Genomic DNA, 12,136 nt, shown 5'->3' on the forward strand with positions numbered 1-12,136 from the left:
CAGTTCAATCAGGCTTCAATGTAGTCGCGACCCGTGCGTGCCCGCCCAATCGCGCCCGCGACCACACAGAACCCTCCAGATTCAAGATGCTGGCTGGACGGAGGCGGCCAGCATCCGATAACGCGAGCCCTTTCGAACGATCTTCGTGAGCGTGTTGTTGAGGCAGTTGGCGCCGGCGAGAGCTGCCGTGCGGTGGCGTCGCGCTTTGGTGTTGCAGTCTCCTCGGTGGTGAAGTGGTCGCAGCGTTACTGTGCCACCGGCTCGGTGGCACCAGGCAAGATGGGCGGACACCGCAAGCGGGTTCTGGAGCCGCATCGGGCCTTCATCGTGGAGCGGATCAACCAGACCTCTGATCTGACGCTGCATCGGCTGAAGGACGAGTTGGCTGCACGCGGGGTGACGGTCTCGCACAATGCGGTCTGGATGTTCTTGAGGCGCGAGGGCCTGAGCTACAAAAAAAACGCTGCTCGCTTTTGAGCAGGCCCGGGCCGACATTGCCCGTCACCGCCAGCGCTGGAGGTCGTGGCAGGGTCGCCTCGATCCGGCGCGTCTTGTCTTCATCGACGAGACGTGGATCAAGACCAACATGGCTCCGCTTCGTGGCTGGGGACCAAGGGGACAGCGCCTGCGCGGGTTCACCCCGCATGGCCATTGGCGAACCCTGACCTTCCTGGGGGTGTTGCGCTGCGACGAACTCACCGCGCCATGCGTCTTCGACGGTCGATCAACGGTGAATGCTTCCGCGCCTATGTCCGGCAGCAACTGCTCCCGACCCTGCGGCCCGGCGACCATCGTGATCATGGACAATCTGGGCAGCCATAAGTCCGCAGCCATCCGTCATGCCATCAGGGCCGCCGGCGCAAGGCTCTGGTTCCTGCCGCCCTACTCGCCCGATCTCAATCCATGTATGGATGGCTCCTGCGGGTCAAGGGTGTCGGATCGGATTGGCGAACGGGTCGGTTGCGGCCATGTATACGGCGTCTGATTTGCAGTGAGATCGCTGCGCGTCCTGATGAATATCCGCTTGGAGAACAGGTCCCACTCAATCGAGCGCGCTCGAGGCGCTTCGGATTGATCGGGGTGTCCTGGTTCTTCGTCTCCGTTTGTTTGCCATCACCTCACTTTGCGTTGACCATTCCGGAGAGCCTGTTAGGCTGCCTGAGGCCCGTAACGCGATCCGTCCCTAAGGACGGCGAAGATTGTTTTTGCCATTCGATGCGCCAAGGCGATGGCGACGACCTTCGTTTTCTTCCGGATCAGCATGCTAGATAGCCAATCCGACCCCGGCTCGCGCTTGAGTCTACGTCTGAGCATGATCTGTGCCATGGCGCCGAGGTACAGCAATCGTCGGATATAACGATTGCCCATCTTCGAGATCCGGCCCACCCTCTGCTTGCCTCCGGTGGAGTGCGGTTTGGGTGTGAGGCCGAGCCAAGCGGCATAGTCCCTAGCGCAGTCGAAATTGTCGACATCCGGCGTCGTCGCCGCAATGATCGTCGCCGATAACATGCCCACGCCTGGGATCGTAGCCAGACGCTGGCTTGTCTCGCTTTGCTCGTAGGTCTCTTCGATCTCGTCGGTCAACCGCTCTACCCGCTTGTCCGTCTCGGCCAACTGGTCGAAGAGCAAGCTCACGGGCATCCGGGCCGCTTCCGGCAGTTGATCCAGTTGTCCCTTCAATCGATCGACATTCTGCGCACCCTTTGCCGCTATGACACCGAACTCCGTCATATGGGCTCGGATCGCGTTCCCGATCTGCGTGCGCTGGCGAACCAGAAAGTCGCGCGTGCGGTGAAGAACCAACACCGATGAGCAGGCTTCACTTTTGATGGCGACAAACCGCATAGAGGGGCGCGTCACTGCTTCGCAGATGGCGGCCGCGTCCGTAGCGTCCGTCTTGCCGCGCTTCACGTAAGGCTTCACGTAGGACGGTGGCATCAGCCGGACGTCATGCCCCATCTCCTGGAGCCTGCGCCCCCAGTCGTGAGCACCTGCGCAAGCCTCCATGCCGATCAGGCATCGCGGTCGCTTCTCGAAAAATGCGAGCAACTGGCTTCGGCGGAGTTGGCGGCGGACAAGAACCCGACCGCTCTCATCTACACCATGGACCTGGAAGACACTCTTTGCGAGGTCGATACCAACTGTGGCAAGCTCGGACATGGATGGCTCCTCTATGCGGGATGATGACTTCCCGACTATGGCGCAATGCGACGCCGGGAGCAGGAGCCATCCACACCATCAATCGAGCAGACCCTCGCCAAGATCAAGCATTGGATGCGCCACGCCCAGAAGCGAACCATCGAAGACACATCGCGCCACTTCGGTACCCTCGTCGGCACCATCAAGCCAGACGAATGCGCAAACTACTTCAACAACGCTGGATACGCTTCCGTCAAAACATTAAGGAGTCTAGCTACCCATGTAAACTCTTTCCCCGACCTCGCGGAACGCTGATGCCGAGTTGAGGAGCAGGCTATGTGACTATCCCAGATCAACGTGGGCGTAGTGGCCCGGTCATTGGGCTACATTCTTCCGGATCTTCTCGAACACAAACAGCTTGCCTTCGCGCACACTGTCTTCAAGTGACCCCACGTTCGCCACGTGCGCCGCAATGGCGCTAGCCAGCATGCAGCCCGTCCCGCGCATTGATGCAGCAAGACGTGGGGTGTCGAAACGGATTGGTTCCTGATCGGACCGTAGCAGAATATCGGTCGATCGGGATCCCACAGCGTGGCCACCTTTGATCAGCAGGGCCTGCGCACCAACTGCCAGCAATTCCTGGCCTTGCCTGACTGCGCCATTCTCGTCGACCGCTTGCACCGCGCCAACAAGGAGCGCGAGCTCGATGAGATTGGGTGTCACGAGGCGGCAAAGCGGCATCAGATCACGCTTCATGACGGCGACGGCATCGGCTTCCAGGAGCGCCCGGCCTGAGGTAGAGGCCAGCACCGGATCGAATACTGCCGGCACCTGTGGATTTTCGCGCAGTACGGCGGTAACGGCAACGATGGTCTCGGCTGTTCCGAGCATGCCGATCTTGATTGCCGCCACTTCGTTGGCCTGCAGCGCGGCGCGCATCTGATCGGCCACCAGGCTTGGTGGCGAATGAAGGATTTCCATCACAGCGTCGTGCGTCTGCACCGTGAGCGCGGTGACAGCGAGACAGGTGCGCACGCCAATAGAAGAGATCGTCTCGATGTCGCGTCCAATTCCGGCACCCCCGCTTGAATCCGATCCGCCAACGACAAGCACATGCGGTTCTCCCCTCAGCGCCATTGCTCTGTCTTTTCGATCCATTCTCTGGTGCGCGCTTCGGGGTCGGAGTTCAACGAAATGTCTGTGACCACTGCCGCGCTGTCCGCGCCGGCCGCAAAGACACCGTTGACCCGGTCAGAGTTGAGGCCGCCGATAGCGACCAATGGGATCGGCGCGACCCGGCGCTTCCACTCGCTGATCCGCTCGAGCCCTTGCGGCGCCCATTTCATCTTCTTCAAGATGGTCGGATAGATCGGACCGAGCGCAACATAGTCGGGCTCGGCAAACATGGCCGTTTCCAGCTCGACATGATCATGCGTGCTCAATCCGAGCCTGACGCCGGCTGACCGTATCCTCGAGAGGTCGGCTGTTTGCAGGTCCTCCTGGCCGAGATGCACGAAATCGCAGCCTTCCTCGATCGCCAGGCGCCAGTGATCGTTGACGATGAGCTGGCACCGGTAGCGAGCGCACAAGGCCTTTGCTGTGCGGATTTCAGCGCGCAACCCGGCCTCATCCATCGTCTTGATGCGAAGCTGCACCAGCTTGACGCCGAGCGGGACCAGCCGTTCGATCCAGGCAGCGCTGTCGACGATCAGGTAGAAGGGATCGAGCTTCATGAAAAAATCGCCCTGCCGATTGTCGGCGTCGACGGCACGGCGACGTCGCGCGGTTCGAGCATTCCCGAGCAGAAAGCTTCACGACCGGCATCGACCGCCTTGCCGAACGCGCGCGCCATGCCGACTGGATCGGCCGCCTTGGCGACCGCCGTGTTCAGCAGCACGGCGTCGAAGCCGAGCTCCATGACGGTGGCCGCGTGCGACGGCCGTCCGAGCCCCGCATCCACAATCAGCGGGACGCCTGGGAAATGGCCGCGCATCGAGCGCAGCGCCATGATGTTGACCGGCCCCAGCGCCGAACCGATCGGTGCGCACCAGGGCATCAACACCTTGCAGCCTGCCGCAAGCAGCCGCTCGGCGACGACAAGGTCGTCGGTGGTATAGGGGAATACCGAAAAACCGTCCTCGCACAGGATGCGGGCGGCTTCGACCAGGCCGAACACGTCTGGCTGCAGTGTGTCGTGGTTGCCGATTACTTCGAGCTTGATCCAGCTCGTACCGAAGACTTCGCGCGCCATTTGCGCGGTCGTGACCGCTTCCTTGACGGAGTGGCAGCCGGCCGTGTTGGGCAAGATTCTGACGCCCATCGAGCGGATCAACGACCAGAATTTTTCGCCGGCCCTGCTGCCCGCCATCTCACGCCGCAAGGAGACCGTCACCATCGACGCGCCCGACGCCTTGACCGCGTCGGCAAGGATGGCCGGCGAAGGATATTGAGCGGTGCCGAGAAGCAGGCGGGAGGGAAGCGACGTTCCGAGAAGATCGAACATGCTAGCCTCCCTGCATGGGCGAAAGGATTTCGATCCGGTCGCCATCGCTCAGCTGGAATTTCGCCCGGTTGGCTTTGTGCACGAGGTCGCTGTTGACGGCCGTTGCCAGCCAATCGCCTTCATAGTCGAGCGCGGCAAGCAACTCTGCCAGCGTGGTGGCGGCAACCTCATGCATTTTGCCGTTGACCGTCAGTTTCATGAGCAAGCTCCTTGGTTCCGTCTTGATGGAAAACCAGGTCGGCCGCCTGGCGCGCCATGGCAGGGGCGAGAAGAAAGCCATGGCGATAAAGCCCGTTGATCGCGACGGTGCTTCCACGTGCCTCGACACGCGGCAGATTGTCGGAAAAGGCAGGACGGACGCCGACACCGGTTTCAACGATCTCAGCCTCGCCAAAGGCCGGATGGAGGGCATAGGCGGCACCCAGCAGCTCCATCATGGAACGCGCCATCGGCGGGCCGGCGCTCTGGCTTTCAATCATCGTCGCGCCGATCATGAAACGGTGGTCGGTGCGCGGCACTGCATAAAGCGGAAAGCGCGGATGCAGCAGCCTGACCGGGCGCGACAGCGAGATATCAGGGGTGCGCAGGATCAGCATCTCGCCGCGAACACCGCGCAGCCTGTCATCGACTGCGGCCATTCCCGTGCAGTCGATCCGACGATCGAAACCGGAAACATGCCGGGCGTCGGTGCCGAAGTGGAATTCGACACCCATGGCTGCAAGCTTGTCATGAAGTGCTGCCATCGCCTGGCGCGGGTCGAGATGAGCCTCGTCAGGGAAGAACAATCCGCGGCGGAACCGGCCGGCGAGGTCGGGTTCCAGGAGCGCGATTTCGTCTTCATCGACACGCCGATGGCCCGACGTGCGACTGGCGAAGCGGTCGAGCTCACCGGCATCGCGCGGTGTCGCAACGACCAGCGTTCCGGCCTGTGTCACCTGACCGGGCAGTACCGCATTCCACCAGTTGGCAGCGTCGCGGCCAAGATCCAGCACCGGCTGCTCGGCGCTTTCACGCTCGCACCATGGCGCCAGCATGCCGCCGGCGAACCACGACGCATTGCCTCCAAGGCCATGCCGGATCTCGGCGACCGTGACCGTCGCGCCGCGGGCGGCGAGTTCGAAGGCGGCGGTGAGGCCGGCGACGCCGGCCCCTTTGACCAGCACCCTCATGACGGTTCCGACGCCCCTGGCATGAGCGGTACGCCGGTCTCGTCAGCAGGCATGTAGAGATCGCCACCCTCGCGGTATTTCGCCGCCATCGCAGCCATGCCCTCCTTCTGCGCTTCGGCGCGAATCTCGTGGGAGATGCGCATCGAGCAGAATTTCGGCCCGCACATCGAGCAGAAATGCGCCAGCTTGTGCGCCTCCTTGGGCAAGGTCTGGTCGTGAAAGGACCGCGCGGTTTCGGGGTCGAGCGACAGGTTGAACTGGTCCTCCCAGCGGAACTCGAAGCGCGCGCGGGAAAGGGCATCATCCCTGACTTTCGCCGCCGGATGGCCCTTGGCGAGATCGGCGGCATGCGCGGCGATCCTGTAGGTGATGACGCCAATCTTGACGTCGTTGCGGTCAGGGAGACCGAGATGCTCCTTCGGGGTGACGTAGCAGAGCATGGCCGTTCCGAACCAGCCGATCATGGCCGCGCCTATGCCGCTCGTGATGTGGTCATAGCCCGGCGCGATGTCGGTCGTCAGCGGTCCAAGAGTGTAGAAAGGCGCCTCGCCGCAGACAGCGAGCTGCTTGTCCATGTTCTCCTTGATCTTGTGCATCGGCACATGGCCCGGACCCTCGATCATCACCTGGCAGTCCTTCGCCCAGGCGATCTTCGTCAGCTCGCCGAGCGTTTCCAGCTCGGCGAATTGCGCCGCGTCGTTGGCGTCGGCGATCGACCCGGGACGAAGGCCATCGCCGAGCGAAAAGGACACATCATAGGCGCGGCAGATGTCGCAGATCTCCGCAAAATGTTCATAGAGAAAGCTTTCCCGGTGATGGTGCAGGCACCATTTGGCCATGATCGACCCACCGCGCGAGACGATACCCGTGACCCGGTCCACGGTCAGCGGGATGTAGTGCAGCCGCACGCCGGCGTGGATGGTGAAATAGTCGACGCCCTGTTCGGCCTGCTCGATCAGCGTGTCCCGGTAGACCTCCCAGGTCAGATCCTCGGCGATGCCGCCGACCTTCTCAAGCGCCTGATAGAGTGGCACCGTGCCGATCGGCACCGGCGCGTTGCGCACGATCCAGTCGCGGATGTTGTGGATGTTGCGGCCGGTCGACAGGTCCATCACCGTATCGGCGCCCCAGCGGATTGCCCAGACCATCTTTTCGACCTCTTCGGCCATCGACGATGTGACGGCCGAGTTACCGATATTGGCGTTGATCTTGACCAGGAAATTGCGACCGATAATCATCGGCTCGCTCTCGGGATGATTGATGTTGGCGGGAATGATTGCCCGCCCGCGCGCCACTTCTTCGCGGACGAACTCCGGCGTGACAAAATCCGGTATCGATGCGCCAAAGGCTTCGCCGTCGCGCTGCAGCTTGCCGCGCAGGATCTCGCGGCCGAGATTTTCGCGAATGGCGACGAACTCCATTTCGGGGGTGATGATGCCGGCGCGCGCATAGGCAAGCTGTGTTACCGCCTTGCCTGACCTGGCCCTGAGCGGCCGGTTGCGCGCGGGAAATTCCGGCGTCAGGCGCTCGCCCGTCGCGAATCCATTGTCTTCCGGCTGCACATGGCGGCCGTCATAGGCTTCGACATCGCCGCGCGCCGTAATCCACTCATGGCGAAGCCGGGCAAGGCCCTTTTCGATGCTGGTTTCGACAGTCGGGTCCGTATAGGGGCCGGAGGGATCGTAGACGATGACGGGCGGTTCGCCTGCCGTCGGATGGACGGAGATTTCGCGCATCGGCACCCTGATGTGCGGATGGAGGACGCCGGACTTGTGGATTTTCCGTGAGGCGGGCAGTGGTCCCGTCGAGACGGAGGGGGTGAGGGCATTCATCTTGAGGCTCCTTTGCTCATGCATTGGAGACCCAGTTCTGTGCCGGAAGGATGAAAAGACGCTTTGGTCGGCCTGCTCGAAACAGGACTGCGGGCGTGAACTCCCGCAAAGCGCTTGCACCGTCCCTACGCCAGTATGAACTGGATCAGGTTCAACGGGTCACTGCGCCGCGAAAGCCAGCAGTATCTCAGCCCCTTGCCGGGACTCCCCTGGTGAATGCTTCAAGTTGAACGGGCCGACGCCAGTTTGTCAAGCGCATTCGGCCCGGGTGTTGATTGGCGGTCGATCAGTGCGGGCGCAAAAGCTCGCACACGTGTCGGGAGCAAGTCACGCCTGCCTAAGTTAGATGCCGTGGCCGGACGTTGCTGGACGTGTTACCGCACCCGCGAGTGGCGGGTAGCGGGCGCGGCATCGCTAAGGGCGGCGCCGCCCGTATTGATGGCGAAGAGCCCGGTGTCTGGCGAAAAACAATGGCGAGTATTATCGGGTTGCGAAGTCCGGAGCTGCGAGGTCGTCAACATGTTGATATCGACCAGCTATCATCTCAATGAATTGATACAGAATAGCCGCTGTCGGAGCGTATATGTGATGGTCAAAGATTGGAAAGCGAATAAGACGCCGCCCGTTTTCTCCTTGACTGAAAAACTGTGCTGACCGTTCACCGGAGAGGTCAGAGAGTTTGATCCGGAAAAGTTGATCTACTTCCTCTGGATTGAGACAGAGATCGGGCTCGTTTGTAGTTGCAAAAACGACGGGTGTGACCGCATAGCCAGATTGGGTCGCATATATGTCCAAAGTACCCAATAACTGGTCAGCCGAAAGGCTGAGCGCGAGTTCTTCGAAGCATTCTCGAATAACGGTGTCCACCGCGTCTTCTCCCTGATCACCCCGTCCTCCCGGCAATGCGTATTGGCCTGCATGTGAACGCATCTTAGCGCAGCGCAACGTGAGCAAAAGGGCGGTCTCACCTGAGCCATCGTCGGCCGCAACTAGAACGATTCCAACCGCTGCTTGTTTCAAGTTCTCTGCGTGTGGGGTCCTCCGCGGCGTAAACTGCAAAAACATGGACCGGATGTGTTCAATGAAAGACAGCGAGAACGGATATGTCGGCATAGTCTCCAGGCCTCACCAGTTGGATTCTTCTTAAAATTGGGTCTCACCTGCCACTGAGTTCTCGTCCAGTGAGGATTAGAGCGTCGGTCGTTTCCGGTGCGCCCCTTCACCCCAGAGAGCCATGTGGCAAACGAAGCGCAGGGCTCTGAGCGTCCTTCCACAACACTCGCTAACCCAGAAGCGCCTTCATGCGGCCGGTTCAGAATTGACGCTATCATTAGCCCCAGGGGCGAGAGCCGCGAAAAAAAATCATCCGTCGCATGACTTTATTTCGGCTTTTCGGCTGGGTTTGCTTGGATGTAATGGGTGGGCATCGCAGCTTGAACTCACCAACCGACAGTGCCATCGCCCGCCGGCGGGCCCCAGTTGACAACGCGGTTGCCCTGCCGGTGCGCCTCCCCACCGGCAGGGTCTTTTGAAGCCCTGGGTGGCTGATGGATGCCCGCGATCAAATCTCCGCATTGCACATTAAGCATTGGCATCTTCGTTGACGAGACGGCTGCCGCGCATGCTGCAACTCCCGGCGCTGAGGCGGGGCTTCGCATCAATCAGTCTACTCGGAATCGATGAAGCAGGAAATCCTTTTCCGGGTGCCCGCGGGCGCTTGATCCTCGCCCGTCACAGCAAACAGCATTACGAAATCGCATAACCGCACATTCGCGATGAAGTGCTTGATACCGTTGATGATCCAGTGGATCCGTCCTTGACGGCGCGAGTCTTCATTCCCTTTAGGGTTTCGTCAGCTTGGCCCGATACTCCTCGTCCAAGATGGACGGCAGGGATATCTTCTTGGTTCGGGCGCCGTCGACAGCGATCATTTCACCGCTAACGAAACTGGATTCGTCACTAGCCAACCAAAGGACCGCATTTGCTATCTCCTTTGGGGATCCGATCCTTCCCACCGGGTGTAGTTGCGCCAATTCCCGCTCGACCAAGCTTCGGTCCGGGTGGAGCTCTAGGTAGGACCGATTAAGGTCAGTCTCGATCCAACCGGGACAAACGGTATTGCAGCGTATTCCATCAGGTCCAAGGTCGACTGCGAGTCCAATCGTAAGACCGTGCACGCCGGCCTTGGTGGCGGCGTATGCTGTATGCCAGGGGTTGACCATAAAGCCCTCAACCGACCCAATATTGACGATCGTGCCTAAGCCGACACGTCTCATTTCTGGGGCCACATGCTTGGCCATGAGAAACGGACCGCGGAGATTGACCGCCATAAGTCGGTCCCAATCCTCGCCAGTCTGTTCGTCGATGGACTTATGCACGATGATACCAGCATTGTTGACCAGGACATCGATCCTGCCAAACTTCTGAAGGACGTCGTCAACGAATGCACGAACCGACGCCTCCTTTGTGACGTCAAGACGTATAAACGCGAGCCTCTCGACGCTGACAGGGAGAGAGTGCTCGTCAAACAAATCGCCGACGACAACCATTGCCTCTTCATCAGCGAGCCTCTCGGCAATCGCCCGACCTATGCCTCGATTGCCACCGGTTACGACGACAACTTTGCCTGATAGCCGATTACCCAAAAATTCCTCCTATCCTGCAGTGCGCCGCCATCTATCGGCAGAGCAAACCCCTGTAATGTGCCTGGCTGCCGCGCTGGAGAGGTACAGTGTCAAGCTTGCTATTTCTTTCGGAGTAGCCACGCGACCCCGGGGTATCGCATCAACATTCCTTTGAAGGACCTCGTCGATGCTGACCGACTTACTATGGGGCCGACACAAGCATGGGCGTATCAACGGCGCCAGGAGAGACGGCATTACCGCACGCTCCATCACTGGTAAATACCGTACAGTTAAGATTTTGTTAAGTCTTTATGAAGAACTATTGCGCCATGAATGCTGCGTCTCCATTTGTTTATGGTCCCTTGTCCCTTGGATGCAATATCCTGTCGTGGCGAGCAGCGTCCCGAGCTTGGCCCGAAGCGCGTCAGCCCGCATACAATTAGGCACACGACAGCCATCCACCTCCTGCTTTGTTGACATCAACGCGATCCTTGCCTGGCTCGGCCACGTGTCGTTGGATACCACGCACATCTACGCCCAGTTCGACCTGGAAATGACGGCCAAGGCCTTGGCCAGCGTCGACATCGACAGCTTGAGCGGGCCGCCTCGGCAACGTACTCAGCAGTCGTTGATGGCATTCCTGAAAGCCTTGTAGACGCCAACCGACGCCTCCTTATGTGTAAGACCGTAGCCCGCCTCTGTCGGTGAGGTGGCTCGCCCTACACTGCGCGTCCGAGGGTTGCTCGGGCGGGCCGAGCCTCACCACAGGAGGACGAGCCGGGCACGGCCCTCAAGGGCGCCATCACAAGAATTGACGACCATACGAGCTGCCGAAGCCCGATATCACGATCATTCCCGGGTTGTCGACTATCCTGCGTTTTCACCGTGACTACGAAAAGAACTGGTCGGAGATCGTTGCGCATCCGGTCGGCTCAAGGAGGGGGGTGAACTAGGTTTGACAAATTATCAATATTACTTTCTTGAGATGTTAAAATATTCGCAATGAAATTAAATGAACGTCAAAAGCTTAACTTTTTTATACTTGATTCTTGGCACGAAAATTCGATACATATTCTGCCGTCATACATGTCAGGCTTATAGCCAAGTCCCCACCATCACCTTGCTCGTGAAAGGATGAAGTCTCATGTCCGCTGGAGAGGCTGGCAGAAGCGTCCATGCTGTCACTCGTTTTCGCAGGACCGAACGCTGGCAGCATCAGGCGACCGATAATCGCCAACTCCTGAAAACCGGCTATCCGGTAGCCGAACCGTAGGCTCCGACAGCCATGCTCGGCAACACGGCAAGGAACAGCTTTTAGATCAGCCGCAGCCATTGCGCCGCCAATGACCATCTGCCCCTACACGGAGGTACTATCATGAACACCCTCGATCAACAGGCCGAACTGGAGCAAGCCGCACAAAAGCGAATCAAGGATTCCCATGCCCTCGACGGCGATGTTGGTCGCTTGGCCCACTTCTATCGCGGATGGGCGAGTTCTTATGAACTGGATGTTGGCCGCGAGGGCTACTGCGGACCGACGGTGGTTGCGGAAATCGCGAGCGCCGTGCAGACAGCGTATTTTGCCAATGAGCGAGCGGCCATCGCAATCCTGGACGCCGGGTGCGAAACAGGTCTCGTCGGAGTGCAACTGGAACGCCTAGGCTTCCGGTTGGTCGATGGGTTCGACCTCTCTGAGGAGATGGCCGAAAAGGCCCGAAAAACGGCCTCTACCGCCATGTCCAAGGCGATGTCGACCTTAACGGGCCGCTCTCCGACCACCCCAGTGCGACTTGTGACATTAAGGTCTGCTGCGGCGTCTTCACCCTCGGGCACGTCCGACCGGATGCGCTGCGCGAACTGGCTCGCGTC

General features: G+C 60.1%; 13 protein-coding genes, 1 pseudogene and 1 riboswitch. Of the genes and pseudogenes, 5 read left to right on the forward strand and 9 right to left on the reverse strand.

What is annotated here, in order from left to right; translation table 11 throughout:
• The first annotated feature begins 33 nt into the window (after positions 1-33).
• Complete coding sequence (locus NKG99_RS34270; protein WP_352873824.1) at positions 34-477, forward strand: transposase; 444 nt, start codon at positions 34-36, stop codon at positions 475-477.
• Positions 478-586: 109 nt separating this feature from the next.
• The gene (locus tag NKG99_RS34275; RefSeq protein WP_352873826.1) at positions 587-985 is read left to right on the forward strand and encodes a transposase; all 399 of its coding nucleotides are present in this window, start codon (positions 587-589) and stop codon (positions 983-985) included.
• 164 nt (positions 986-1,149) lie between these two features.
• On the opposite strand, the gene NKG99_RS34280 is transcribed toward NKG99_RS34275, so the two are convergent.
• A complete protein-coding gene (locus NKG99_RS34280) occupies positions 1,150-2,160 on the reverse strand; it encodes an IS110 family RNA-guided transposase (RefSeq protein WP_352873828.1) in 1,011 nt (336 codons plus the stop codon).
• A gap of 66 nt (positions 2,161-2,226) precedes the next feature.
• On the opposite strand from NKG99_RS34280, the pseudogene NKG99_RS34285 reads away from it, so the two are divergent.
• Positions 2,227-2,454: pseudogene (locus NKG99_RS34285) on the forward strand (hypothetical protein); the annotation flags it as partial.
• A 60-nt stretch (positions 2,455-2,514) separates the two neighbouring features.
• On the opposite strand, the gene thiD reads toward NKG99_RS34285, so the two are convergent.
• The 8 genes from thiD to NKG99_RS34325 all read right to left on the reverse strand — a co-directional run bounded on the left by thiD (position 2,515) and on the right by NKG99_RS34325 (position 10,288).
• Positions 2,515-3,276: a bifunctional hydroxymethylpyrimidine kinase/phosphomethylpyrimidine kinase gene (gene thiD / locus NKG99_RS34290; protein ID WP_352873830.1), complete on the reverse strand. Its 762-nt coding sequence runs from the start codon at positions 3,274-3,276 to the stop codon at positions 2,515-2,517.
• The gene (locus NKG99_RS34295) at positions 3,267-3,872 is read right to left on the reverse strand and encodes a thiamine phosphate synthase (protein ID WP_352873832.1); all 606 of its coding nucleotides are present in this window, start codon (positions 3,870-3,872) and stop codon (positions 3,267-3,269) included. Before NKG99_RS34295 ends, thiD begins: the two co-directional genes overlap by 10 nt.
• Complete coding sequence (locus NKG99_RS34300) at positions 3,869-4,642, reverse strand: thiazole synthase (protein WP_352873834.1); 774 nt, start codon at positions 4,640-4,642, stop codon at positions 3,869-3,871. The genes NKG99_RS34295 and NKG99_RS34300 overlap by 4 nt, the downstream gene beginning before the upstream one ends.
• A 1-nt stretch (position 4,643) precedes the next feature.
• The gene (thiS, locus tag NKG99_RS34305; protein WP_352873835.1) at positions 4,644-4,841 is read right to left on the reverse strand and encodes a sulfur carrier protein ThiS; all 198 of its coding nucleotides are present in this window, start codon (positions 4,839-4,841) and stop codon (positions 4,644-4,646) included.
• Positions 4,810-5,811, reverse strand: coding sequence for a glycine oxidase ThiO (thiO, locus tag NKG99_RS34310; protein ID WP_352873837.1), 1,002 nt, complete (start codon positions 5,809-5,811; stop codon positions 4,810-4,812). The genes thiS and thiO overlap by 32 nt, the downstream gene beginning before the upstream one ends.
• Positions 5,808-7,643, reverse strand: a complete 1,836-nt coding sequence (gene thiC / locus NKG99_RS34315; RefSeq protein WP_352873839.1) for a phosphomethylpyrimidine synthase ThiC — start codon at positions 7,641-7,643, stop codon at positions 5,808-5,810. The genes thiO and thiC overlap by 4 nt, the downstream gene beginning before the upstream one ends.
• Positions 7,644-7,747: 104 nt before the next feature.
• A riboswitch (TPP riboswitch) is annotated at positions 7,748-7,864 on the reverse strand.
• Positions 7,865-8,123: 259 nt separating this feature from the next.
• Positions 8,124-8,663: an NUDIX hydrolase gene (locus NKG99_RS34320; RefSeq protein WP_352873841.1), complete on the reverse strand. Its 540-nt coding sequence runs from the start codon at positions 8,661-8,663 to the stop codon at positions 8,124-8,126.
• An 821-nt stretch (positions 8,664-9,484) separates the two neighbouring features.
• A complete protein-coding gene (locus NKG99_RS34325) occupies positions 9,485-10,288 on the reverse strand; it encodes an SDR family NAD(P)-dependent oxidoreductase (RefSeq protein WP_352873843.1) in 804 nt (267 codons plus the stop codon).
• A 166-nt stretch (positions 10,289-10,454) separates the two neighbouring features.
• Between NKG99_RS34325 and NKG99_RS34330 the strand changes: the two genes are divergently transcribed.
• Both NKG99_RS34330 and NKG99_RS34335 read left to right on the forward strand, forming a co-directional pair.
• Positions 10,455-10,922 carry a hypothetical protein gene (locus NKG99_RS34330; RefSeq protein ID WP_352873845.1) on the forward strand — a complete coding sequence of 156 codons (468 nt, stop codon included), beginning with the start codon at positions 10,455-10,457 and terminating at the stop codon, positions 10,920-10,922.
• 720 nt (positions 10,923-11,642) lie between these two features.
• Positions 11,643-12,136, forward strand: a 494-nt coding sequence (locus NKG99_RS34335) for a class I SAM-dependent methyltransferase (protein ID WP_502913718.1), incomplete at its 3' end; no start/stop codon positions are given.

This window comes from Mesorhizobium sp. M1409 (assembly GCF_040317535.1).
GTDB lineage: Bacteria > Pseudomonadota > Alphaproteobacteria > Rhizobiales > Rhizobiaceae > Mesorhizobium.

Excerpts from the sequence above, each read along its gene's own strand:
- thiS (WP_352873835.1), bottom strand. The coding sequence starts at position 4,841 with ATGAAACTGACGGTCAACGGCAAAATGCATGAGGTTGCCGCCACCACG.
- NKG99_RS34295 (WP_352873832.1), bottom strand. The coding sequence starts at position 3,872 with ATGAAGCTCGATCCCTTCTACCTGATCGTCGACAGCGCTGCCTGGATC.
- thiC (WP_352873839.1), bottom strand. The coding sequence starts at position 7,643 with ATGAATGCCCTCACCCCCTCCGTCTCGACGGGACCACTGCCCGCCTCA.
- NKG99_RS34275 (WP_352873826.1), top strand. The coding sequence starts at position 587 with ATGGCTCCGCTTCGTGGCTGGGGACCAAGGGGACAGCGCCTGCGCGGG.
- thiO (WP_352873837.1), bottom strand. The coding sequence starts at position 5,811 with ATGAGGGTGCTGGTCAAAGGGGCCGGCGTCGCCGGCCTCACCGCCGCC.
- thiD (WP_352873830.1), bottom strand. The coding sequence starts at position 3,276 with ATGGCGCTGAGGGGAGAACCGCATGTGCTTGTCGTTGGCGGATCGGAT.
- NKG99_RS34330 (WP_352873845.1), top strand. The coding sequence starts at position 10,455 with ATGCTGACCGACTTACTATGGGGCCGACACAAGCATGGGCGTATCAAC.
- NKG99_RS34300 (WP_352873834.1), bottom strand. The coding sequence starts at position 4,642 with ATGTTCGATCTTCTCGGAACGTCGCTTCCCTCCCGCCTGCTTCTCGGC.
- NKG99_RS34280 (WP_352873828.1), bottom strand. The coding sequence starts at position 2,160 with ATGTCCGAGCTTGCCACAGTTGGTATCGACCTCGCAAAGAGTGTCTTC.